Consider the following 24,351-nt stretch of genomic DNA (forward strand, 5'->3'; position numbering starts at 1 on the left):
TGCACATGCGCCTGATGAAGGGCCTGCGCGGCACGGTGGCCGCATGGTGGGCGCTCACGGGCCTGCTCGTGACGACCTTCGCGTTCCTCGGCGTCAACATGTTCCTGTCCGGGCTGCACAGCTACGGCAAGCTGTAAGATTTCCGCTGTTCGTCCGACTATGAAACCGCCGGTGCACTGCGTGCCCGGCGGTTTTCTTTTGTAACGGGCGGGCGGTCCTGGCGTCGAACGGCGCAAGACGGGTCGGGTCGAACGCTCATGAAACTGCGCGCGGCGCAGGCAGGAGGAGCAGCACGATGTGGATCAAACGCCCTTTGCGGAACGTACTGACCGGCGGCGATATTGCACCCGGCGAAATCACGCCGCGTGCGGTGTTCGAGAACCGGCGGCGCGTATTACAGGCGGCCGGCCTCGCGGCGGCGGGCGGGCTGCTCGGTGGCAGCGGCGCAGCAATGGCCGCCTATGCGTCGCCCGATGCGCGGGCCGCGAAGCTTGCGGCGAAGACGAATCCGAAGTTCGTCGCGGCCGACAAGGTGACGCCGTTCAAGGACATCACCACCTACAACAACTTCTACGAATTCGGCACCGACAAGAGCGACCCCGCGCAGAACGCCGGCACGCTGCGGCCGCGCCCGTGGCGTGTGAGCGTCGAGGGCGAGGTGCTGCATCCGAAGGTGTTCGATCTCGACGAACTGCTGAAACTCGCGCCGCTCGAGGAGCGCGTATACCGGCTGCGCTGCGTCGAGGGATGGTCGATGGTGATTCCGTGGGTCGGCGTGCCGCTGTCCGAGCTGATCAAGCGTGTGCAGCCGACCGGTAACGCGAAATACGTGCAGTTCATCACGCTGGCCGATCCGTCGCAGATGCCCGGTCTCTCGACGCCCGTGCTCGACTGGCCGTACTCGGAAGGGCTACGGATGGACGAGGCAATGAATCCGCTGACGCTACTGACGATGGGTGTCTACGGGCAGGTGCTGCCGAACCAGAACGGCGCACCGGTGCGGATCGTCGTGCCGTGGAAGTACGGTTTCAAGAGCGCGAAGTCGCTCGTGAAGATCCGCTTCGTCGACAAGCAGCCGAAGACGAGCTGGAACACGTACGCGTCGAACGAGTACGGCTTCTATTCGAACGTGAACCCGAACGTCGATCATCCGCGCTGGAGCCAGGCGACCGAGCGGCGCATCGGCGAGGACGGCTTTTTCACGCCGAAGCGCAAGACGCTGATGTTCAACGGCTACGGCGATCTGGTCGCGTCGATGTATCAGGGCATGGACCTGAAGAAGAATTTCTGAGGGCGACGGTGAGAAACGACCTGCCTCCTTCGACCCTGACGGCCGCGCCCACAGCCGGCGCCGGCCAGGCTGCACGTGCCGCACGGAGCGGCGCGGTCCGTCCCGCCGCGCCGCGCTGGCTCGCGCCGGTCAAGGTGCTGGTTTTCGCGGCTGGCCTTTATCCGCTCGCGCGTCTCGTGCTGTTCGGGCTGACCGACCGGCTCGGCGCGAATCCGATCGAGTTCATCACGCGCTCGACGGGGCTCTGGACGCTCGTGATCCTGTGCATCACGCTCGCCGTCACGCCGCTTCGGCGCATGACGGGGTTCGCGACGCTGCTGCGCTTTCGCCGGATGATCGGGCTGTTCGCGTTCTTCTACGCGACGCTGCACTTCACGACCTACCTGTGGTTCGACAAGTGGTTCGACGTCGTCGCGATCCTGAAGGACGTCGGCAAGCGCCCGTTCATCACGGTCGGCTTTGCCGCGTTCGTGCTGCTGATTCCGCTCGCGGCAACGTCGCCGCGCGCCATGGTGCGCCGGCTCGGCCGCCACTGGGCGACGCTGCACAGCGCGATCTACGCGATCGCGCTGTTCGGCGTGCTGCACTTCTGGTGGATGAGGGCCGGCAAGCACAATCTGGCGCAGCCGAAGCTGTATGCGGCAATCGTCGCCGTGCTGCTCGGCTGGCGGCTCATCGCATGGGGATGGCGGCGCGTGCGCGCGTGACGGCGCAGCCTGAAAAAAACAAAAGGCGATGACCGGGAAGTCATCGCCTTGCTTCGTGAGCCGTGCAGGCGGCGCGTCGTTACTTCGCGACGGCCGGGCTCGACGCCGGTGCAGGCATGGACGATGCGCTGCTCGACAATTCGGGTGACAGCGTGAGTGGCGTGCCGGACGAATCGGGCACACTGTCGGACGACGCGTTTTCATCGGTCGGCTTCACGTCCGACGGCGGGGTGTCCTGCTGCTGGAGTGGCTTGGGCATCGGAGGCACGGTGGGCAGATAGAGCGCGCCGCTTTGACCGCAGCCGGCAAGAATCGCCAAAGCCGCTACAATCGCGCTCATCCGGAAAACGACTCGCATGATCGTCCCTGAACAATTGAACCAATAGAGTTTAGCATGTCCGATACCGAATACCTGACCCGTGCCGAGGCCGTGCTGGCGGCCGTCGAGCGTACCGTCGACGACGCCAACGACGGCGATCACGACATCGATCTGGAGCGCAACGGCAGCGTCCTGACGCTGACGTTCGAGAACGGCTCGAAGATCATCGTCAACCTGCAGCCGCCGATGAAGGAAGTGTGGATCGCCGCGAGGGCGGGCGGCTTCCACTACCGTTTCATCGACGGCGAATGGCGCGATACGCGCACGGGCACCGAGTTTTTCTCGGCGCTCACCGAATACGCGACGCAGCAGGCCGGCCTGCCGATCACGTTCAGCGCGCCGTAACCGCTCCGGCCGAAGCCGGGCCGCGCCTCGACGCGTCGTACCAAAGAAAAAGCGCCCCGCAGGGCGCTTTTTTCATGTCCGTGCCGGTGGTCAGTGCGCGAACAGGTTCATGATGTCCTGCTTTTCCTGCTCGTCGACGTGCGGCACGGTGGCGTCGACGTTCTGCGCGGCCGGCGCCTGCGGTACGCCGACCGTCGACACGAAGCCGTGGCCCGGCGCGAACTCGGTGAAGTACAGCTCGCCGCCGAGCGACTCGACACCGTCCGGCACCGTCGGCTTGAATTCGGGCACGCCCTTCAGCGCGGCGCCCATGTATTCGATCCAGACCGGCAGCGACAGGCCGCCCCCCGTTTCGCGATCGCCGAGGCTGCGCGGATTGTCGTAGCCGATCCACGCGATCGCGGCGAGCGTGTGCTGATAGCCGGCGAACCACGCGTCGTGCGAGTCGTTCGTCGTGCCGGTCTTGCCCGCGAGGTCGGTGCGCTTCAGCACGTTGGTCCGTGCGCCCGTGCCGCGCTGCGCGACGCTCTGCAGCAGGCTGTTCATCACGTACGCGTTGCGCGGGTCGATCGCGCGCGGCGCGTTCTGCTCGGCGACGAGCGGCTGTGCGCGCACGACGATCGCGCCGTTCGGATCGGTGACTTCGGCGATCAGGTACGGATTGACGCGGTAGCCGCCGTTCGCGAAGACCGAGTACGCGCCCGCCATCTGCAGCGGCGTGACCTGGCCCGCGCCGAGTGCCATCGGCAGGTAGGCCGGATGGCGTTCGGCGTCGAAGCCGAAGCGGGTGATGTACTGCTGCGCGTACTTCGTGCCGATGTGGTTCAGGATCCGGATCGACACGAGGTTGCGCGAGCGCTGCAGCGCGGTGCGCATCGACATCGGGCCTTCGAAGCCGCCGCCGTAGTTCTTCGGCTCCCACGGCTGGCCACCCGTTTCGGCGGCGCTGAAATACAGCGGGCCGTCGTTGATCACGGTTGCCGGCCCGAGGCCCTTGTCGAGCGACGCCGAATAGATGAACGGCTTGAACGACGAACCCGGCTGCCGCCACGCCTGCGTGACGTGGTTGAACTTGTTCTTGTTGTAGTCGAAGCCGCCGACGAGCGAGCGGATCGCGCCGTCCTGCGGGACGATCGACAGGAACGCTCCCTCGACCTGCGGCAACTGCGTGATCGACCATTTGCCGGCGTCGTTCTTCACGACGCGGACGATCGCGCCCGGGCGGATGCGGCGATTCGGCTGCGCATTGGCCGACAGCGCGCCCGACGCGAAGCGCAGGTTGTCGCCTTCGATCGTCGCATTGCTGCCGTCGATGAACGCGACCGTGATCTGGCGCGGGCTGGCGGCCGTGACGACCGCGGCGATCAGTTCGCCGTTGTCGGGGTGTTCGAGCAGCGCATCGTCGATCGCTTGTTCGCGGTCGTCGGCCCCGGCCGGCAGCTCGATGAAGCCTTCCGGCCCCCGATAGCCGTGCCGGCGTTCGTAATCCATGATGCCCTTGCGCAGCGCGGTGTACGCGACCTGCTGATCCGCGGAGTCGATTGTCGTGACGACGTTGAAGCCGCGCGTGTAGGTTTCCTCGCGGTACTGCGCGTACATCATTTGTCGGACCATTTCCGCGACGTACTCGGCGTGCACGCTGAAATCGCGGCCCGGACCCTTGACGACGAGCGGCTGAGCGGAAGCTTCGTCGTACTGTTCGCGCGTGATGAAATTCAGCTCGAGCATCCGCTGCAGGATGTATTCCTGGCGCACCTTCGCGCGCTTCGGGTTCACGACCGGGTTGTACGCGGACGGTGCCTTCGGCAGCCCGGCGAGCATCGCGGCTTCGGCCAGCGAGATGTCCTTCAGGTCCTTGCCGAAGTAGACCCGCGCGGCGCTGGCGAAGCCGTACGCGCGCTGGCCGAGATAGATCTGATTCATGTAGACCTCGAGAATCTGATCCTTCGTCAGCGCACGCTCGATCCGGTACGCGAGCAGCATCTCGTAGATCTTGCGCGTGTAGGTCTTCTCGCTCGACAGGAAGAAGTTGCGCGCGACCTGCATCGTGATCGTGCTCGCACCCTGCGATGCATGGCCGTTCGTCAGCGCGACGAAGCCGGCGCGGACGATGCCGGTGAGGTCGACACCGCCGTGATCGTAGAAGCGCGCGTCCTCGATCGCGAGGATCGCCTTCTTCAGCGAGTCGGGCACGTCCTTGAAGTGGACGACGTCGCGGCGCTCTTCGCCGAATTCGCCGATCAGCACGTGATCGGACGTATAGATGCGCAGCGGCACCTTCGGCCGATAGTCGGTCAGCGCGTCGAGCGACGGCATGTTCGGCCACGCAACGACGAGCGCGTAGCCGAGCACGAGGCCACCGGCCACGACGAGCGCCACGCACATCGTGGCGAATCCGAGCAGGACTTTTTGCCACCAGGGCCGCTTCTTCGGCTCCGGGGCGGGAGGCGGGGACGTAGGAGTCGTGGATTGCATAGGCATACCGGAAAACAGTCCCGCGATTATAGCTGCCCGGTAAGACCGGTCCTGACGCGGGGGCCGCCCGCCGCGAAGACGCGGCCTGGCGTACTTCCAGCATAGCCCGCGCATGGTCGTCGGGAGCGGATGCTGGCCATTAGGCTGACTGTCGGCCGCACGCGCTGATTTGCAGAATCAGGTCTCGGAAACGCGGCATGGGCCGCGACGAGTTCGGGAGGCTGGGATGGCGGGACGATGGCGAGCGCGGTTTGCACAGGGCGGGCACCGGTCGACGGGAATCGACGTCGGTGCGCATGAGGTGAGGGTGGTCGTGCTGAGCCGGCGCGGCCGGGGTGCGGAGGTGTGCGTCGAGGGACTCGAGCGGGAGCCGGTCGGGTTGGCGGGCGGGCCGGAGGATGCGCGCTGGGCGGCTGTTGCGCGTGCGCTGGCCGCCGCCGTGTCGAGGCTGTCGGCGGCCGGCGTGCGGTGCGACGCGCGCGGCGTGATGGCGTTGCACGATGACGAGATGCGCACCGCGACGCTCGACCTGGCCGGGCGGGCCGACGTCGAGGACGCCGCGCGGCAGGCGGCCGAACGCATCTCGGGGCTGGCGCCGGACAGTCTCGCGTTCGACTGGCGGCAGGAGGGCGGCGCGGGAGCGGGCGAGATCGAGGTTGCCGTGGCGCCGCTGGCGCTGCTCGAACGGCGGATCGACGTGGCTGCCCAGGCCGGTGTCGACCTGACGGTGGTCGACGGCGAGTCGGCCGCGGCGCTGCGTGCGTTGCGCTATGCCGCGCAATTCGAACCCGACGCGCAGGCGGGCCCCTACGCGGCGCTCTGGTTTCATGACTCGGGCGTGCACGGCTGGCGAATCGACGGCCCGTTGGCCGTACCGGTGCTGACGCTGTCCGGCGCCGTGCCGGGGGCGTTTTCCGATGCATTGCGCCAGCGCGCGCTCGGGGCCGTGTGTTGCGTACTCGTGGCCGGGGACGAGCGTTGCATCGCCCGCTTCGATACGTCCGTCGCCGAGATCGGCGATGTGCTCGGCGCGGTTGCGGTGTCGTTCGACTGCACGGGCTGGAGCGGGCAACCGTGCCCGCCCACCGGCATGCCGGGCGGCCCGGCATGGGCTGTCGCATTCGGGCTGGCATTGCGCGGGGTGTGGGAATGACGGCCTGTCGTGCGGAGCCGGGCGGTTTCAACCTGCTGCCGTACCGCGTGCGGCTGGCGCAGGCGTTGCGACGTCGCCGGGCCGCGCAGTGCGGTGCGGCGATTCTGTTCGGTGTGCTCGGCGCCGGCCTGTGGACGGGCGCTGCCACCGCGGCGGCGTGGCGTGTGGATGCCGAGCGTGCCAGCTTGGAGGTGCGACTGCGGCAGTTGCAGCCGCACGTGGGGGCCGCGACACGCGCAGCCAGGGCGGCGGCCGTTGCCGCGCAGCGCGATGCGCAGGCGGCCGCGCTTGCCGCGCCTTTTCGGCACGTCGCAGGGCTGCTGGCCACGCTGGCGCAGGTGCGCGACGGCACCGTCCGGCTCGACGCGCTGCGCACGACGTCGGCCGGTGCCGTGATCGATGCGCGTGCCGCGAGCTACCGAGCGGCCGCGCGATGGCTCGCGGGGATGGCACGTGAGCAACGTGGCTGGCGGATCGATATCGATGCGTTGAAGCCAGCTTCCGATGCGCCGGTCGCTACAGGCGGGATGCCGTTCCGGTTCTCGGTCCAGCTGCGCTGGCACGACGCGATGGCGTCCCGGAAAGCGTCGGGAGGCGGCACATGATGGCGCTCGCGCATCGGTCCGCACTGCGCGGCGACGGACGGCGGGGCGGCATGCGGCGCATGTCGCCGGCGGCTGCGCACTTCGCAGGCTGCGGGCTCGCATTCGCGGCCGTGCTGGCGGGCGGCATTCATCTGGCGAATGCTGCCGACTGGAGCGGGCTCGCGCATAGCCGCGCGTTGCTCGCAGCGGCGCAGATGCGGGAGGCCGACGCGCGGCGTGTCCTGGTGGCCGCCGCACGGCAACGCGGCGTGCAGCCGGCGGCGGCACACGGCGATCGTTCGCCGCGTACGCCGGAATGGGCCGCTTTGATGCTGGAACTGGCGGATCGCGCCGCGTCGAGCGGGCTGCGCGACGTATCGATCGAACCGCTGCGCGCCGATGGCGCGGTGCCGGACGGCAGGCGCTCGGTGCGTATCGTCGCGTACGGCGGCTTTCGCGCGTTGCTGCAGATGGTCGGCGGGCTGGCCCGTTTCCCGGTGCTGGCGGTGCCATCCGCACTGCGTGTCGAACGGGGAAAGGAGGCCGCGCGCGTGGAAATGTCCGTCGACGTGTTTCCGGCGTTGCCGGCGCCAACGTCTACGGGCGGGGAGGCGCCGGTTCTGGCCGACACGCCCGGCGCCGATCCGTTCGGTGAGGCCGGTTCGTCCGAAGCGGAGTGGGCGGCTGCCCGCCTGGCCGGCACGATTCGCGACGGTCATGCAGGTCTTGCGCTGTTCGACGACGGTGACGGCGCGTTCACGGCCGTGGTCCCCGGCGATACCGTCGGGGCCGCGCGGGTGGTGCGCGTCGATCCCGTCGCCGTGACGCTGGCAACAGCGGACGGCGCGTACCGGGTCACGCTGGACGACGGGAGGCGGCCATGATCAAGCACGGATGCCGGGTGCTCGCCGTTTGGGCCGGATTGACCGCGGCCAGTGCAAGCGCGTCATTGCCGCCGCTGCCGGCCGTCTGGCCTGCCGCATCGTTGGATACACAGGTGCCGGGCCTGCCGTTGCCGCAAGGCGTGGTGGACGGGGCGGATCACACCGTATCGACGGAGGCCGGCCCGCCGCCGTTCGACCAGGCGGCTCGCGCGGCGCTTCAGGCCGAGGCCGCCACCCCGGCCCCCGGGCTGGAGGGGCCGCCGATCCCGTTGGCGCCGCCGGCACGGATGAGCGACGCTGCGGCCCGGCAGCCGGGCGATGCGGACGACACGCGGCGGATCTCGCTGAATCTGCAGGGCGCGGGGCTTGCAGCCGCGTTCGACGCGTTCGCGCGGTTCACCGGACTCAATATTGTCGTCAGCGAGCAGGTGCGTGGCACCGTCACGTTACGTCTGAACAATGTCCGCTGGCGCGATGCCTTCGACACGCTGCTCGACACACACGGGCTCGCGATGTCCCGGCGGGGCAACGTGATATGGGTCACGCCGGCGACCGAACTGGCCGCGCGCGAACGCGAGCGCTTCGAAATGCACGCGCGGGCCGCCGATCTGGAGCCGCTTGCGAGCCGGACGTTCGCGCTGCACTACCCGCGTGCGCAGGACGTGCAGCGGCTCCTGGCCGGCGCGACCGGCCAGCGCCTGCTGTCGAAGCGGGGTGCGGCAGCTGCCGATCCGCGCACGAACCTGCTGTTCGTCACCGATCTCGCGCCGCGTCTCGACCAGATCGCGAGCCTGATCGATGCGATCGACCGGCCGTCGCGGCAGGTCCGGATCGAGGCCCGCATCGTCGAGGGCGAGCAGGGTTTTTCGCGCAATCTCGGCGCCCGTGTCGCGCTGCGGGCGCAGGAGCGGCCGCCGTCGGGCGAGAGCGCCATGTTTATGACCGGTGCCCGCAACGCGCTCGACCTGGCTGCGCGGCCGCTCGGCGGCTTCGAAGCGGCAACCGCCGGCTTCACGCTGTTCGCCGCGCCGCTCAGCCGCGTGCTCGACGTCGAACTGAGCGCGCTCGAGGCGCAAGGTCGGGGCCAGATCGTTTCGAGTCCGCGTGTGGTGACCGCCGATCGCGTCAAGGCCATCGTCGAACAGGGCTCGGAGCTGCCGTACCAGGCGAAGGTCGGCAACGGCGTGAGCGGCGTGCAGTTCCGCCGGGCGACGCTCAAGCTCGAGGTCGAGCCGCAGATCACGCCGGACGGGCGCGTGGTGCTCGACCTGGACGTGACGAAGGACAGCATCGGCGAGCCGACGGCGGCCGGTCCGGCGATCCATACGAAACACGTCCAGACGCGCGTCGAGGTCGAGAACGGCGGGACGGTCGCGATTGGCGGGATCTATGAGCAACTGAACCGGAACGATGTGACGCGCGTGCCGCTCTTGGGCAAAATACCGTTTCTGGGCGCGCTTTTCCGGCACCGCGCGCAACGCGATCAGCGTAACGAACTGGTCGTCTTCATCACGCCGACCGTCGTCGATGCGCGCTGCAATGCGCCCGGCGCGGGCGGCGCGGATGCCGAGAAAACGGGGCCGGAAGCCGCCGGCGCAGGCTCGACAAGGCAGCCGCTTTGCCAGTAAGCTGCGCCACACACCAGCAAGATTGAAGCAGAGGAAGCCGTTGCAAGCGCGGGACCCACATGCAAACGTATTTTTCGTCGGCCTTATGGGAGCGGGTAAGACCACCGTGGGCCGTGCGGTCGCGCGTCGTCTCGACAGGACGTTCTTCGACTCCGACCACGAAATCGAGGCCCGCACGGGCGCGCGCATTCCGGTGATCTTCGAGATGGAGGGCGAGGCCGGGTTTCGCGATCGCGAAACGCAGGTGATCGCCGATCTCACGCAGCGCGAGAACATCGTGCTCGCGACGGGCGGCGGCGCGGTGCTGCGCCCGGAAAACCGCGACTGCCTGAAAAGCCACGGCATCGTCGTCTACCTGCGCGCCAATCCGCACGATCTGTGGCTGCGCACGCGCAAGGACAAGAACCGCCCGCTGCTGCAGACCGAAGATCCGAAGGGGCGTCTCGAAGCGCTGTACGAGGTACGCGACCCGCTGTACCGCGAATGCGCGGATTTCGTCATCGAGACCGGCCGTCCGTCGGTCAACGGTCTCGTCAACATGGTGCTGATGCAACTCGAACTGGCGGGCGTCATCGCCAAGCCGCTACAAGCATGATTACTGTCAACGTCGATCTGGGCGACCGCGCCTATCCGATTCATATTGGCGCCGGCCTGATCGGCCGCGCCGAGTTGTTCGCGCCTCATATCAAGGGCTCGTCCGTCACGATCGTCACGAACACGACGGTCGATCCGCTCTACGGCGACGCGCTGCGCGCGGCGCTTGCGCCGCTCGGCAAGCGCGTGTCGACGGTCGTGCTGCCGGACGGCGAGGCGTACAAGAACTGGGAAACGCTGAACCTGATCTTCGACGGCCTGCTGACCGACCGCGCGGACCGCAAGACGACGCTCGTGGCGCTCGGCGGCGGCGTGATCGGCGACATGACGGGCTTTGCGGCCGCGTGCTACATGCGCGGCGTGCCGTTCATCCAGGTGCCGACGACGCTGCTGTCGCAGGTCGATTCGTCGGTCGGCGGCAAGACAGGCATCAACCACCCGCTCGGCAAGAACATGATCGGCGCGTTCTACCAGCCGCAGGCCGTGATCGCGGACATCGGCGCGCTGACGACCCTGCCCGACCGCGAACTGGCGGCCGGCGTCGCCGAGATCATCAAGACCGGCGCGATCGCCGATGCGGAATTCTTCGACTGGATCGAGGCGAACGTCGACGCGCTGAACCGTCGCGACCCGGCCGCGCTCGCGCATGCGGTGAAGCGCTCGTGCGAGATCAAGGCGAGCGTGGTGGCGGCCGACGAACGCGAAGGCGGCCTGCGCGCGATCCTGAATTTCGGCCACACGTTCGGCCATGCGATCGAGGCCGGCCTCGGCTACGGCGAGTGGCTGCATGGCGAGGCGGTCGGCTGCGGGATGGTGATGGCGGGCGACCTGTCGGTGCGGCTCGGCCTGCTCGACGAAGCATCGCGGCAGCGTCTCGATGCGGTGATCGCGGCCGCGCACCTGCCGACCCGCGGGCCCGCGCTCGGCGACGCGCGCTACATGGACCTGATGCGCGTCGACAAGAAGGCGGAGGCCGGCGCGATCAAGTTCATCCTGCTGAAGCGATTCGGCGATACGCTGATCACGCAGGCGCCGGACGAAGCCGTGTTCGCCACACTGGCGCAGACTACCCGCTAACGGCGGCCCGGATGCCCCGGCGCCCCTGACATGGAGGAGACGTGAGCGAGACATCCAGCAGCACACTGCCCGAAGCCGGCCGCGCATCTGCTGCGCCGGTGGCCGAGCCGCCGACGCTGGCGGCGCTGGAAGCCCATCTCGCTCCGTATGCCGCACACGCGTCGCAGTCGCGCGGCCGTCGCCATCCGGAGGCACCGCCGGCGGCGCGCACCGAATTCCAGCGCGACCGCGACCGCATCGTCCATTCGACCGCATTTCGCCGGCTCGAATACAAGACGCAGGTCTTCGTCAATCACGAAGGCGACCTGTTCCGCACACGCCTCACGCACAGTCTCGAAGTCGCGCAGATCGCGCGCTCGGTCGCGCGCAACCTGCGCCTGAACGAGGATCTTGTCGAGGCGATCTCGCTCGCGCACGACCTCGGCCATACGCCGTTCGGCCATGCCGGGCAGGATGCGCTGAATGCCTGCATGCGCGAGCATGGCGGCTTCGAGCACAACCTGCAGAGCCTGGCGGTCGTCGACGAGCTCGAGGAGCACTACGGCGCGTTCAACGGGCTGAACCTGTGCTTCGAGACGCGCGAAGGCATTCTGAAGCACTGCTCGCGCGAGAATGCGCGCAAGCTCGGCGCGCTCGGCGAGCGCTTCCTGCAGGGCCGCCAGCCGTCGCTCGAAGCGCAGCTCGCCAACATTGCGGACGAGATCGCGTACAACAACCACGACGTCGACGACGGCCTGCGTTCCGGCCTGATCACGATCGAACAGCTCGCGGAAGTCGAGCTGTGGCAGCGCCACTACGAGGCGGCGCTCGCCGAATTCCCGCACCTCGAAGGCCGCCGTCTCGTGCACGAGACGGTGCGCCGCATCATCAACACGCTGATCGTCGACCTGATCGACGAGACGACGCGCAATCTCGCGCGTGTCGCCCCCGCGTCGCTCGACGACGTGCGCGCCGCGCCGCCGCTCGTGTCGCACAGCGAAACGGTTGCCGCGCAGGCGGCCGCCCTCAAGCGTTTCCTCTTCAAGAACCTCTATCGCCACTACAAGGTGATGCGCATGGCGAGCAAGGCGCAGCGCGTCGTCACCGGTCTGTTCGACGCGTTCATCGACGATCCGCGCCTGCTGCCGCCGCCGTACCAGTCCGACGATGCCGCGCAGCAGCCGCGCCTCGTCGCGCACTACATCGCCGGCATGACCGACCGCTTCGCGCTGAAGGAGTATCAGCGCCTGTTCGTCATCAACGACAACTGACTGTCACAAACGATCACTAGACTTCGCCGGTTCAATGGCGACGGGAATGTTGCACACGCTGTTGGTAACGTTTTCATAGGAGAGAGGTCGATGAAGAAGAAGCCTGCGGGGACACTGGTTCGTTCGATCGCGCTCGGCGGCGCGCTGATGTTCGGGGTACAGCACGTGGCGCTCGCCGCGACGGAAATCCAGTTCTGGCATGCGATGGAAGCCGCGCTCGGCGAGCGGGTCAACGCGATCGCCGACCAGTTCAACGCGTCGCAGAGCGACTACAAGATCGTGCCGGTCTTCAAGGGCACCTACGACCAGGCGCTCGCGGCCGGCATCGCCGCCTATCGCAGCGGCAACGCGCCGGCGATCCTCCAGGTCTACGAAGTCGGCACGGCCACGATGATGCAGGCGAAGAAGGCCGTCGTGCCCGTCTACGACGTGTTCAAGCAGGCGGGCGTGCCGCTCGACGAAAAGGCGTTCGTGCCGACCATCGCGAGCTACTACAGCGACGCGAAGACGGGCCATCTCGTATCGATGCCGTTCAACAGCTCGACGCCGGTGCTGTACTACAACAAGGACGCGTTCAAGAAGGCCGGGCTCGACCCGAACCAGCCGCCGAAGACGTGGGCCGACGTGCAGGCCGACGCGGAGAAGCTGCGCAAGTCGGGGATGGCATGCGGCTTCACGACCGGGTGGCAGGGCTGGATCCAGCTCGAGAACTACAGCGCGTGGCACGGGCTGCCGTTCGCGAGCCGCAACAACGGCTTCGACGGTACCGACGCGGTGCTCGAATTCAACAAGCCGCAGCAGATCGCGCACATCTCGTTCCTGCAGCAGATGGCGAAGGACGGCACGTTCACGTACGCGGGCCGCAAGGACGAAGCGTCGGCGAAGTTCTACAGCGGCGACTGCGGGATCCTGACGACGTCGTCGGGCGCGCTCGCGAACGTGCAGAAGTTCGCGAAGTTCAGCTACGGCACGGGCATGATGCCGTACGACGCGAACGTGAAGGGCGCCCCGCAGAACGCGATCATCGGCGGCGCGAGCCTGTGGGTGCTGGCGGGCAAGGATCCGGCGACCTACAAGGGCGTCGCGAAATTCCTCGCGTACCTGGCCTCGCCGGCTGTCGCCGCGAAGTGGCACCAGGACACGGGCTACCTGCCCGTGACGACCGCGGCGTACGACCTCACGCGCCAGCAGGGCTTCTACGCGAAGAACCCGAGCGCCGAAACCGCGATCAAGCAGATGCTGAACAAGCCGCCGCTGCCGTACACGAAGGGGCTGCGCCTGGGCAACATGCCGCAGATCCGCACGGTGGTCGACGAGGAGTTCGAACAGGTCTGGGCGCAGAAGAAGTCGCCGAAGGACGCGCTCGATTCGGCCGCGTCGCGCGGCGACGAATTGCTGCGCCGCTTCGAGAAGTCGGGCGGCTGAGCCCGCATCGCACCGTGCCGCCGGCCGCGTCGCATCCTGTACGGATGCGCGTGCCGGCCGGCGGCACGACTCCCTTTCCGTTGCGCCTGACCGGATATCCGCGATGCAATCCCGTTCCCGTTTCGGTACGAGCCTGTTGCCGTACCTGCTGATCGCGCCGCAGCTCGCGATCACCGCCGTGTTCTTCCTGTGGCCGGCCGGCGTCGCGCTATGGCAGTCGACGCAGATGCAGGACGCGTTCGGCACGTCGAGCGAATTCGTCGGCCTCGCGAACTTCACGCACCTGTTCGCCGATCCGCTGTATCTCGATTCGTTCCGCACGACGCTCGTGTTCAGTTCGCTCGTCACTGTGAGCGGGCTGGTCGTGTCGCTGATTCTCGCCGCGTGCGCCGATCGCGTGATCCGCGGCGCGCGCGTGTACCGCACGCTGCTGATCTGGCCGTACGCGGTTGCCCCGACGATCGCCGCCGTGCTGTGGGCGTTCCTGTTCAACCCGAGCATCGGCCTGATCACCTATGCGCTCGCGAAGAGCGGCATCGTGTGGAACCACGCGCTGAACGACGACCAGGCGATGTTCCTGGTCGTGCTTGCATCGGTGTGGAAACAGGTGAGCTACAACTTCCTGTTCTTCTACGCGGGCCTGCAGGCGATCCCGCGCTCGCTGATCGAGGCGGCCGCGATCGACGGTGCCGGGCCGGTGCGGCGCTTCTTCAACATCGTGCTGCCGCTGCTGTCGCCCACCAGCTTCTTCCTGCTGGTCGTGAACCTCGTCTACGCGTTCTTCGACACGTTCCCGGTGATCGACGCGGCCACCGGCGGCGGCCCGGCGCAGAGCACGAAGACGCTGATCTACAAGATCTTCGCGGAGGGCTTCCAGGGGCTCGACATCGGCAGCTCGGGCGCGCAGTCGGTAGTGCTGATGATCATCGTCGTCGGGCTCACGGTGATCCAGTTCCGCTTCGTCGAACGCAGGGTGCAATACGCATGATCGAAAATCGCAAGGGCTTCGACCTGTTCTGCCACGCGGTGCTGATCGCGGGCGTCGTGCTGATCGTGTTTCCCGTCTATGTCGCGTTCTGCGCGGCGACGATGAATGCGCAGGAAGTGTTCACGGTGCCGCTGTCGCTCGTGCCGAGCACGCACCTGTTCGAGAACGTCGCGTACATCTGGGGGCACGGCAGCGGCGGCACGACCGCGCCGTTCGGCCGCCTGCTCGTGAACAGCTTCGCGATGGCGCTCGGCATCGCGGTGGGCAAGATCGCGGTGTCGATCCTGTCCGCGTACGCGATCGTCTATTTCCGCTTCCCGTTTCGCAACACGGCGTTCTGGCTGATCTTCATCACGCTGATGCTGCCGGTGGAGGTGCGGATCTTCCCGACCGTGCAGGTCGTGTCGACGCTGCACCTGACGAACACCTATGCGGGGCTCACGCTGCCGCTGATCGCGTCGGCGACCGCGACGTTCCTGTTCCGCCAGTTCTTCATGACGCTGCCCGACGAGCTGATGGACGCCGCGCGCATCGACGGCGCGGGGCCGCTGCGGTTCTTCTGGGACGTCGTGCTGCCGCTGTCGAAGACCAGCATCGCGGCGCTGTTCGTGATCACGTTCATCTACGGCTGGAACCAGTATCTGTGGCCGATCCTGATCACGACGGAAGCGTCGCTGTCGACGGCGGTGGTGGGCATCAAGACGATGATCGCGAGCGGCGACGCCGCGACCGAATGGCAATACGTGATGGCGGCGACGCTGCTGGGAATGATCCCGCCGCTCGTCGTCGTACTGGCGATGCAGCGCTGGTTCGTGCGCGGCCTCGTCGATTCCGAGAAATAAATGACGGACGGCAACCGGGAGAAAGACCAAGAATGGCTGCGCTGAGCTTGAAGGGCGTCAGGAAATCCTATGACGGCAAGCAGCACGTGCTGCATGGCATCGACGTGGAGATCGCCGACGGCGAATTCATCGTGCTGGTCGGCCCGTCGGGCTGCGGCAAGTCGACGTTGCTGCGGATGATCGCGGGGCTCGAGACGGTGACGGACGGCGAGATCGCGATCGGCGAGCGTGTCGTCAACACGCTGGAGCCGAAGGATCGCGACATCGCGATGGTGTTCCAGAACTATGCGCTGTACCCGCACATGACGGTCGCGCAGAACATGGGCTACGGGTTGAAGATCCGCGGGATCGAGCGCGCAACGATCGATTCGCGGGTGGCCGCGGCCGCGAAGATCCTCGAGCTCGAGCCGTTGCTCGCGCGGCGGCCGCGCGAGCTGTCGGGCGGCCAGCGGCAGCGCGTCGCGATGGGGCGCGCAATCGTGCGCGAGCCGTCGGTGTTCCTGTTCGACGAGCCGTTGTCGAACCTCGACGCGAAATTGCGCGTGCAGATGCGGCTCGAGATCCAGCGGCTGCATGCGCGGCTCGCGACGACGAGCGTCTACGTCACGCACGACCAGATCGAGGCGATGACGCTCGCGCAGCGCGTGATCGTGATGAACCGCGGCTACGCGGAGCAGATCGGCGCGCCGGTCGACGTGTACGAGAAGCCGGCGACGGTGTTCGTCGCGGGCTTCATCGGCTCGCCCGCGATGAACCTGATGCACGGCCGGCTGTCGGACGACGGCGCGACGTTTACGGTCGCGGGTGGCGGCCCTGCGCTGCCGGTCGCAGGCGCCCCCGGTATCGGCGCGGCGATCGCCACCGGGCGCGACTGGGTGCTCGGCGTGCGTCCCGAGCACATGACGCCGCAGCCGGGCGTCGCGCAGGCGACGCTGCCGGTCGACTCGTGCGAGCTGCTCGGCGCGGACAATCTCGCGCACGGCCGCTGGGGCAATCACGACGTCGCGGTACGCTTGCCGCACGCGGACCGTCCCGCGCGCGGCACGGCGCTGGCGGCCTCGCTGCCGGCGCACCGGCTGCATTTCTTCGATCCCGAGACCGGCAAGCGTGCCGGCTGAACCTGCTGACCTTGCCGAGAGACCGACGATGACGACCCGTACCGACTGGTGGCCTTATCCGCGCGTCGTCGCCCATCGCGGCGGCGGCACGCTCGCGCCGGAGAACACGCTCGCCGCGCTCGACGAGGGCGCGCGCCGTGGCCACCGGATGGTCGAGTTCGACGCGAAGCTGTCGGCCGACGACGTGACGTTCCTGCTGCACGACGATACGGTCGACCGCACGTCGAACGGTCACGGCGCGGCGGCGGGCATGCGTTATGACGCGCTGGCCGCGCTCGATGCGGGCGCGTGGCGCGACGCGCGCTTCGCGGGCGAGCGGATGCCGACGCTCGAGGCAGCGGCGGCGCGCTGCCTCGCCCACGGACTGGCCGCGAATGTCGAGATCAAGCCATGCCCGGGGCGCGAGCGCGAGACGGGGCAGCGCGTGGCGGCCGACGCGGCCGTGTACTGGCGCGATGCCGCGGTTCCGCCGCTCCTGTCGTCGTTCTCGTTCGACGCGCTGCAACAGGCACGCGCGACGGCGCCTGCACTGCCGCGCGGGATGCTCTATGAGGCCGTGCCGGACGACTGGCATGCGCAAGTCGTCGGCGCGCTCGGCTGCGTTTCGTTGCATGCAGACCACAAACAGCTCGACGAGCCGCTCGTGCGCGCGATCAAGGCGGCCGGGCTGCGCATCCTGGTTTACACGGTAAACGACCTCGAACGGGCACGCGAACTCGCGCGCTGGGGCGTCGATGCGGTCTGCACGGACCGGATCGACCTGATCGGCCCGGCTGCGCTGGACGACATCGCCATTCCCTGAGGGCCGCACTGACGGCCGGCGAAACCCGTGCCGGGAACGTGCCTGACGCGAAAAAAGACGCCCCGACGGGATTCCCGCCGGGGCGTTTCGCATCGTGGAGACGTTACGTCAGGAAAAATCCGCTACAAATTGCAGCAGGATTAACCATTCCCCAAATATTCGACTACGCTTAGAAGCGGTAGCCGACGTTCAGGTACGTGACGATCGGGTTCAGCGAGATCTTCGCTTTCGACGTTTCGGTCAGGGTGCCGACCGGCGTCCGGCGGGCCGTCGTGAAGGTCGCAGTCACGCTGACAGGGATGTACGAGAGCGACAGGCCCGCGAACCAGTGCTTCGTGAAGTTGTACGTGAAGCCGGCGTTGAACACGGGCGCCCACTGGTTGCTGGTCGTCGCGCTGGTCGAGCCGCCGAGCACGCCGTTCTCGAAGCTGCTGTTCGTGATCTTCGCGCCGGTGAACCAGACATACGTCGCGCCGACGCCGACATACGGACGGAACTTCGCGTTGGCGTCGTTGAAGTGGTAGCGAAGCAATACGGCGGGGCTCCACTGGTACGCACGGCCGAGGACGCCGAACTTTTCGAACTGACCCTTGCCGGTGATGTCGAACTTCGGCGGTATCCCCATCACGAGCTCGGTGGAGATGTGGTCGGTGACGAAGTAGCCCGTTGCGAGCCCCAGCGTATCGGCGTCGTTGATGCCGGCGCCCGTGTTGGGAATCGATTGGTTGATGGGCGTGCCGCCGACGCGGTAGAGGAACAGCGGGTCGCTGCTGTCCTGCGGCGCAAGGTGCAGCCAGCCGGTGCTGACGTAGAAATCACCTGCGGATTGTGCATGTGCCGTAGCGCCCGCCAATGAGAATGCGAGTGCCGCGGCCCCCGTAATGGCCAGTTTTCGTTTCATTGTGTCTCCTCCGATCAAAGGCGTGCTCATTATGACGACTGCGTTTAAAACCAAACAAGCTCGTAAGTTAGAGTTTTCTCCCTAGGTTTCGTACGACCGTACGCTTTCGCGCCCAGCGGGGACAGGCATTCTACGCAGGTGCGCATTTTCGGACCCCCGGGTATTTCCTAACGCGTTCAAACGGACATTCAGCATGGCACGGTTAGCACGACTCTACGTTCCCGACCAGCCGCAGCACGTGATACTGCGCGGCCTGGATCAGCAACCCGCGTTCGTCGACGACCAGGACTACGAACTCTTCATCGATTGCCTGAAGGCCGCCGCGCGCGATCATCACCTGTCGGTGCACGCCTACGTGCTGCTGCCCCGCCAGGTGCAACTGCTCGTGACGCCGAGCGACGAAGCAAGCCTGCCGAAAGCGATGCAGGCCGTCGGTCGCCGCTACGTCGCGCATTTCAACCGGCGCTACTCGCGGCGCGGCACCCTGTGGGAAGGGCGCTATCGCGCGACCGTGATCGAAGGCGAGCGCTATTTCCTGCTCGCGAGCCGTGTGGTCGAGATGAGCCCGGTGCGCGCGCAGCTCGTCGCGACGCCCGAGGCCTATCGCTGGTCGAGCTACCGGCACCACGTCGGGCTCACCGTCGACAGCCTGATCACCGACCATCCGCTCTACTGGGCGCTCGGCAATACGCCGTTCGACCGCCAGCGCGCGTACAAGGAGCTGTGCGAGCAGCCGCTCGACGAGCGGCAGGCCGACCAGCTGCAGCAGGCGACGTTGAAGGGTTGGGTGCTCGGCGGCGAGAATTATCGCGAGTGGGCGGCGCGTACCGCGAACCGGCGCGTGTCGCCGCTGCCGCGCGGACGCCCCAGAAAGGTGCGTGAAAACACGCCGCCGATCCAGCAGTAACGCAGGACCGGCGGTTCAGGAGGCGGCGCTGCGGGCGCCGCTTCTTTTTGCACCAAAACGATACGACCCCAATAAAACGGCACCAGATCGAGGCATGCGTTTAATTAGGGTTCGATCAAGCGGTTTTTGTTGCTATTCCTTTGATTCGTCGCGTATATTCCGAATTCCGGTGGCCCGGGCGAAGCATGCCCATCCACTGTCGGCCGTGCCGTCTCCCGTCGGGAGCGGGATCGACGGCAACAAGAAAATGGTTCAACGGCCTCCAGGCCCCCTTTACGACGGTGTCCCCATGAACGACCACCAGCAGCCGCTCGCCGCGGTGCCCGCCGCACAAGGTCTGTATGACCCGCAAAACGAACACGACGCCTGTGGCGTCGGCTTCGTCGCTCACATCAAGGGCAAGAAGAGCCACGAGATCATTCAGCAGGGTCTGAAGATCCTCGAGAACCTCGATCACCGTGGCGCGGTCGGCGCCGATCCGCTGATGGGCGATGGCGCGGGCATCCTGATCCAGATTCCGGACGCGTTCTACCGCGAGGAAATGGCGAAGCAGGGCGTGAATCTGCCGCCGGCCGGCGAATATGGGGTCGGCATGATCTTCCTGCCGAAGGAAAACGCGTCGCGTCTCGCATGCGAGCAGGAGCTCGAGCGGACGGTGAAGGCCGAAGGCCAGGTCGTGCTCGGCTGGCGCGACGTGCCGGTCGACCATGCGATGCCGATTTCGCCGACCGTGAAGGCGAGCGAGCCGCTGATCCGCCAGATCTTCATCGGCCGCGGCAAGGACATCATGGTGACGGACGCGCTCGAGCGGAAGCTGTACGTGATCCGCAAGACGGCGAGCCACCGCATCCAGGCGCTGAAGCTCAAGCACGGCAAGGAATACTTCGTGCCGTCGATGTCGGCGCGCACGATCGTCTACAAGGGGCTGCTGCTCGCGGGCCAGGTCGGCGTGTATTACCGCGACCTGCAGGACACGCGCGTCGTGTCGGCGCTCGCGCTCGTGCACCAGCGCTTCTCGACCAACACGTTCCCGGCGTGGGAGCTGGCTCACCCGTACCGGATGATCGCGCACAACGGCGAGATCAACACCGTGAAGGGCAACGTGAACTGGCTAAACGCGCGTACCGGCGCGATCGCGTCGCACGTGCTCGCCGACGATCTGCCGAAGCTGTGGCCGCTGATCTACCCGGGCCAGTCGGATACCGCGTCGTTCGACAACTGTCTCGAGCTGCTGGTGATGGCCGGCTACCCGCTCGTGCACGCGGTGATGATGATGATCCCGGAAGCGTGGGAACAGCACACGCTGATGGACGAGAACCGCCGCGCGTTCTACGAATATCACGCAGCGATGATGGAGCCGTGGGACGGCCCGGCCGCGATCGCGTTCACCGACGGCCGCCAGATCGGCGCGACGCTCGACCGTAACGGCCTGCGTCCGGCCCGCTACATCGTCACCGACGACGATCTCGTCATCATGGCGTCGGAAGCCGGCACGCTGCCGATCCCCGAATCGAAGATCGTCAAGAAGTGGCGCCTGCAGCCGGGCAAGATGTTCCTGATCGACATGGAACACGGCCGCATCATCGACGACAAGGAACTGAAGGACAACCTCGCGAACGCGAAGCCGTACAAGAGCTGGATCGATGCCGTGCGCATCAAGCTCGACGAGATCGAGCCGAAGGCCGAGGAAGTCGCGGCCGGCCGCACGCAGGGCGCCGCGCTGCTCGACCGCCAGCAGGCGTTCGGCTACACGCAGGAAGACCTGAAGTTCCTGATGGCACCGATGGCGCAGCAGGGTGAGGAAGCCGTCGGTTCGATGGGCAACGACTCGCCGCTGGCGGTGATGTCGAACAAGAACAAGACGCTCTATCACTACTTCAAGCAGCTGTTCGCGCAGGTCACGAACCCGCCGATCGACCCGATCCGCGAGAACATGGTCATGTCGCTCGTGTCGTTCATCGGCCCGAAGCCGAACCTGCTCGACACGAACAACATCAACCCGCCGATGCGTCTCGAAGTGTCGCAGCCGGTGCTCGACTTCAAGGACATCGCGAAGATCCGCGCGATCGACCAGTACACGGGCGGCAAGTTCAGCGCGTACGAGCTGAACATCTGCTACCCGGTCGCCTGGGGCAAGGAAGGCATCGAAGCGCGCCTCGCGTCGCTGTGCGCGGAAGCCGTCGACGCGGTGAAGTCGGGCTACAACATGCTGATCGTGTCGGACCGCAAGACGGACGCCGAGCATGTCGCGATTCCGGCGCTGCTCGCCACGTCGGCGATCCACTCGCACCTCGTCCAGCAAGGGCTGCGCACGAGCACGGGCCTCGTCGTCGAGACGGGTTCCGCTCGTGAAACGCACCACTTCGCGCTGCTCGCGGGCTACGGCGCGGAAGCCGTGCACCCGTACCTCGCGATGGAAACGCTCGCGAAGATGGCGGAAGGGCTGCCGGGCGACCTGTCGCCGGAGAAGGCCGTCTACAACTTCACGAAGGCAGTCGGCAAGGGCCTGCAGAAGGTGATGTCGAAGATGGGCATCTCGACGTACATGTCGTACACGGGCGCCCAGATCTTCGAAGCGCTCGGCCTGTCGAGCGACCTGGTCGAGAAGTACTTCAAGGGCACCGCGTCGAAGGTGGGCGGCATCGGCCTGTTCGAAGTCGCGGAAGAGGCGATCCGCCTGCACCGCGACGCATTCGGCGACAGCCCGGTCCTGCGCGACATGCTCGACGCGGGCGGCGAGTACGCGTACCGCGTGCGTGGCGAAGACCACATGTGGACGCCGGATTCGATCGCGAAGCTGCAGCACGCGACGCGCAGCAACTCGTACCAGACGTACAAGGAATACGCGCACCTGATCAACGACCAGACCAAGCGTCACATGACGTTCCGCGGCCTGTTCGAGTTCAAGGTCGAGCCGACCAAGGCGATCCCGATCGAGAACGTCGAGCCGGCGAAGGACATCGTCAAGCGTTTCGCGACGGGCGCGATGTCGCTCGGTTCGATCAGCACGGAAGCGCACGCAACCCTCGCGATCGCGATGAACCGGATCGGCGGCAAGTCGAACACCGGCGAAGGCGGCGAGGACGAGAAGCGCTACCGCAACGAGCTGCGCGGCATTCCGATCAAGTCGGGCGAGACGCTGAAGTCGGTCATCGGCGATGAAATCGTCAGCGACATTCCGCTGCAGGACGGCGATTCGCTGCGCTCGAAGATCAAGCAGGTCGCGTCGGGCCGTTTCGGCGTCACCGCGGAGTACCTCGCGTCGGCCGACCAGATCCAGATCAAGATGGCGCAGGGCGCGAAGCCGGGCGAAGGCGGCCAGCTGCCGGGCCACAAGGTGTCGGAATACATCGGCAAGCTGCGTTACTCGGTGCCGGGCGTCGGCCTGATCTCGCCGCCGCCGCACCACGACATCTACTCGATCGAGGATCTGGCGCAGCTGATCCACGACCTGAAGAACGTGAACCCGAGCGCGAGCATCTCGGTGAAGCTCGTGTCGGAAGTGGGCGTCGGCACGGTCGCGGCCGGTGTCGCGAAGGCGAAGGCCGATCACGTCGTGATCGCCGGCCATGACGGCGGCACGGGCGCATCGCCGCTGTCGTCGGTCAAGCACGCAGGCACGCCGTGGGAACTCGGCCTGGCCGAAACGCAGCAGACGCTGGTGCTGAACCGCCTGCGCGGCCGCATCCGCGTGCAGGCCGACGGCCAGATGAAGACGGGCCGCGACGTCGTGATCGGCGCGCTGCTCGGCGCGGACGAATTCGGCTTCGCGACGGCGCCGCTCGTCGTCGAAGGCTGCATCATGATGCGCAAGTGCCACCTGAATACGTGCCCGGTCGGCGTCGCGACGCAGGATCCGGTGCTGCGTGCGAAGTTCAAGGGCCAGCCCGAGCACGTCGTGAACTACTTCTTCTTCGTCGCCGAGGAAGTGCGCGAGATCATGGCGCAGCTCGGCGTCGCGAAGTTCGACGACCTGATCGGCCGCGCCGACCTGCTCGACACCCGCAAGGGCATCGAGCACTGGAAGGCGAAGGGCCTCGACTTCTCGCGCGTGTTCTACCAGCCGGAAGAGTGCGAGGACGTCGCGCCGCGTCACGTCGACGTACAGGATCACGGCCTCGAGCGTGCGCTCGACCACGTGCTGATCGAGAAGGCGAAGGCCGCGATCGAGAACGGCGAGCATGTGTCGTTCATCCAGCCGGTGCGCAACGTGAACCGGACGGTCGGCGCGATGCTGTCGGGCGTGATCGCGAAGAAGCACGGCCACGACGGCCTGGCCGACGACGCGGTGCACATCCAGCTGAAGGGCACGGCCGGCCAGAGCTTCGGCGCGTTCCTCGCGAAGGGCGTCACGCTCGACCTCGTCGGCGACGGCAACGACTACGTCGGCAAGGGGCTGTCGGGCGGCCGGATCATCATCCGCCCGACCAACGACTTCCGCGGCAAGTCCGAGGAAAACATCATCTGCGGCAACACGGTGATGTACGGCGCGATCGAAGGCGAATCGTTCTTCCGCGGTGTGGCGGGCGAGCGCTTCTGCGTGCGCAACTCGGGTGCGACGGCGGTCGTCGAAGGCACGGGCGACCACGGTTGCGAATACATGACGGGCGGTACGGTCGTTGTGCTCGGCGAGACCGGGCGCAACTTCGCGGCCGGCATGTCGGGCGGTCTCGCGTACATCTACGATCCGGAAGGCACGTTCGCGGCGAAGTGCAACAAGTCGATGGTCGCGCTCGAGCCGGTGCTGCAGCAGGCCGAGCAGGAGCGCACGGTCGACCGCGCGCTCTGGCACGAAGGCACGACGGACGAAGCGCTGCTCAAGGGGCTCGTCGAGCGTCATTTCCAGTTCACGGGTTCGCCGCGCGCGAAGTCGCTGCTGGAAAACTGGGACGCGGCGCGCCGCCAGTTCGTGAAGGTGTTCCCGCACGAATACAAGCGCGCGCTGGACGAGATCGGTGCGAAGAAGGCGGCGAAGGAAGAGCTGGCCGCCTGAGCGACGAA

At 67.0% G+C, this 24,351-nt stretch carries 20 protein-coding genes and 1 pseudogene; 18 read left to right on the forward strand and 3 right to left on the reverse strand.

Annotated elements, in window-relative coordinates; all coding sequences use genetic code 11:
* The 3 genes and pseudogenes from CFB82_RS41895 to msrQ all read left to right on the forward strand — a co-directional run.
* Positions 1 to 137: pseudogene (locus tag CFB82_RS41895) on the forward strand (c-type cytochrome biogenesis protein CcsB); the annotation flags it as partial.
* Positions 138 to 295: 158 nt separating this feature from the next.
* Entirely contained in the window at positions 296 to 1,291 is a 996-nt protein-coding gene (gene msrP / locus CFB82_RS02015; RefSeq protein WP_089483310.1) for a protein-methionine-sulfoxide reductase catalytic subunit MsrP, read from the forward strand.
* Between the two features lie 20 nt (positions 1,292 to 1,311).
* Positions 1,312 to 1,998 (forward strand): protein-methionine-sulfoxide reductase heme-binding subunit MsrQ, encoded by a 687-nt coding sequence (gene msrQ / locus CFB82_RS02020; RefSeq protein WP_089483376.1) that lies wholly within the window; start codon positions 1,312 to 1,314, stop codon positions 1,996 to 1,998.
* A 79-nt stretch (positions 1,999 to 2,077) separates the two neighbouring features.
* Here the strand turns inward: msrQ and lptM are convergent, their stop codons facing one another.
* On the reverse strand, positions 2,078 to 2,356 hold the full coding sequence (gene lptM / locus CFB82_RS02025; protein WP_081421163.1) for an LPS translocon maturation chaperone LptM: 279 nt from the start codon (positions 2,354 to 2,356) through the stop codon (positions 2,078 to 2,080).
* 36 nt (positions 2,357 to 2,392) lie between these two features.
* Between lptM and cyaY the strand changes: the two genes are divergently transcribed.
* Positions 2,393 to 2,722 carry an iron donor protein CyaY gene (gene cyaY / locus CFB82_RS02030; RefSeq protein ID WP_069246934.1) on the forward strand — a complete coding sequence of 110 codons (330 nt, stop codon included), beginning with the start codon at positions 2,393 to 2,395 and terminating at the stop codon, positions 2,720 to 2,722.
* 90 nt (positions 2,723 to 2,812) lie between these two features.
* Here the strand turns inward: cyaY and CFB82_RS02035 are convergent, their stop codons facing one another.
* On the reverse strand, positions 2,813 to 5,197 hold the full coding sequence (locus tag CFB82_RS02035) for a penicillin-binding protein 1A (RefSeq protein ID WP_089483311.1): 2,385 nt from the start codon (positions 5,195 to 5,197) through the stop codon (positions 2,813 to 2,815).
* Between the two features lie 226 nt (positions 5,198 to 5,423).
* On the opposite strand from CFB82_RS02035, the gene CFB82_RS02040 reads away from it, so the two are divergent.
* From CFB82_RS02040 to ugpQ, 12 genes are all read left to right on the forward strand, one after another.
* Positions 5,424 to 6,350, forward strand: a complete 927-nt coding sequence (locus tag CFB82_RS02040; RefSeq protein ID WP_089483312.1) for a competence protein ComA — start codon at positions 5,424 to 5,426, stop codon at positions 6,348 to 6,350.
* Positions 6,347 to 6,955: a fimbrial protein gene (locus tag CFB82_RS02045; RefSeq protein WP_089483313.1), complete on the forward strand. Its 609-nt coding sequence runs from the start codon at positions 6,347 to 6,349 to the stop codon at positions 6,953 to 6,955. Before CFB82_RS02040 ends, CFB82_RS02045 begins: the two co-directional genes overlap by 4 nt.
* A complete protein-coding gene (locus CFB82_RS02050; protein WP_089483314.1) occupies positions 6,952 to 7,818 on the forward strand; it encodes a pilus assembly protein in 867 nt (288 codons plus the stop codon). Before CFB82_RS02045 ends, CFB82_RS02050 begins: the two co-directional genes overlap by 4 nt.
* A complete protein-coding gene (locus CFB82_RS02055; RefSeq protein ID WP_089483315.1) occupies positions 7,815 to 9,446 on the forward strand; it encodes a type IV pilus secretin PilQ in 1,632 nt (543 codons plus the stop codon). The genes CFB82_RS02050 and CFB82_RS02055 overlap by 4 nt, the downstream gene beginning before the upstream one ends.
* Before the next feature lie 40 nt (positions 9,447 to 9,486).
* Positions 9,487 to 10,041 (forward strand): shikimate kinase AroK, encoded by a 555-nt coding sequence (gene aroK, locus CFB82_RS02060; RefSeq protein ID WP_039366741.1) that lies wholly within the window; start codon positions 9,487 to 9,489, stop codon positions 10,039 to 10,041.
* A complete protein-coding gene (aroB, locus tag CFB82_RS02065; RefSeq protein WP_089439053.1) occupies positions 10,038 to 11,117 on the forward strand; it encodes a 3-dehydroquinate synthase in 1,080 nt (359 codons plus the stop codon). The genes aroK and aroB overlap by 4 nt, the downstream gene beginning before the upstream one ends.
* 41 nt (positions 11,118 to 11,158) lie before the next feature.
* Positions 11,159 to 12,367: a deoxyguanosinetriphosphate triphosphohydrolase gene (locus CFB82_RS02070; RefSeq protein WP_069246941.1), complete on the forward strand. Its 1,209-nt coding sequence runs from the start codon at positions 11,159 to 11,161 to the stop codon at positions 12,365 to 12,367.
* A 90-nt stretch (positions 12,368 to 12,457) separates the two neighbouring features.
* Positions 12,458 to 13,792 carry a sn-glycerol-3-phosphate ABC transporter substrate-binding protein UgpB gene (ugpB, locus tag CFB82_RS02075; protein ID WP_069246942.1) on the forward strand — a complete coding sequence of 445 codons (1,335 nt, stop codon included), beginning with the start codon at positions 12,458 to 12,460 and terminating at the stop codon, positions 13,790 to 13,792.
* A gap of 103 nt (positions 13,793 to 13,895) precedes the next feature.
* The gene (gene ugpA / locus CFB82_RS02080; protein WP_089483316.1) at positions 13,896 to 14,780 is read left to right on the forward strand and encodes a sn-glycerol-3-phosphate ABC transporter permease UgpA; all 885 of its coding nucleotides are present in this window, start codon (positions 13,896 to 13,898) and stop codon (positions 14,778 to 14,780) included.
* Complete coding sequence (gene ugpE, locus CFB82_RS02085; RefSeq protein ID WP_089444814.1) at positions 14,777 to 15,622, forward strand: sn-glycerol-3-phosphate ABC transporter permease UgpE; 846 nt, start codon at positions 14,777 to 14,779, stop codon at positions 15,620 to 15,622. The genes ugpA and ugpE overlap by 4 nt, the downstream gene beginning before the upstream one ends.
* A gap of 32 nt (positions 15,623 to 15,654) precedes the next feature.
* The gene (locus CFB82_RS02090) at positions 15,655 to 16,740 is read left to right on the forward strand and encodes a sn-glycerol-3-phosphate import ATP-binding protein UgpC (protein ID WP_069246945.1); all 1,086 of its coding nucleotides are present in this window, start codon (positions 15,655 to 15,657) and stop codon (positions 16,738 to 16,740) included.
* A gap of 28 nt (positions 16,741 to 16,768) precedes the next feature.
* Entirely contained in the window at positions 16,769 to 17,542 is a 774-nt protein-coding gene (gene ugpQ / locus CFB82_RS02095) for a glycerophosphodiester phosphodiesterase (RefSeq protein ID WP_089444815.1), read from the forward strand.
* Between the two features lie 169 nt (positions 17,543 to 17,711).
* Here the strand turns inward: ugpQ and CFB82_RS02100 are convergent, their stop codons facing one another.
* Entirely contained in the window at positions 17,712 to 18,443 is a 732-nt protein-coding gene (locus tag CFB82_RS02100; protein WP_089483317.1) for an OmpW/AlkL family protein, read from the reverse strand.
* Positions 18,444 to 18,636: 193 nt separating this feature from the next.
* Here CFB82_RS02100 and CFB82_RS02105 point away from each other — a divergent pair, with 193 nt between their 5' ends.
* On the forward strand, positions 18,637 to 19,350 hold the full coding sequence (locus tag CFB82_RS02105) for a transposase (RefSeq protein ID WP_006477151.1): 714 nt from the start codon (positions 18,637 to 18,639) through the stop codon (positions 19,348 to 19,350).
* Positions 19,351 to 19,639: 289 nt separating this feature from the next.
* A complete protein-coding gene (locus tag CFB82_RS02115; RefSeq protein ID WP_089483318.1) occupies positions 19,640 to 24,343 on the forward strand; it encodes a glutamate synthase-related protein in 4,704 nt (1,567 codons plus the stop codon).
* Positions 24,344 to 24,351 lie beyond the last annotated feature (8 nt).

The organism is Burkholderia sp. HI2714, from assembly GCF_002223085.1.
GTDB classification, from domain to species: domain Bacteria; phylum Pseudomonadota; class Gammaproteobacteria; order Burkholderiales; family Burkholderiaceae; genus Burkholderia; species Burkholderia lata_D.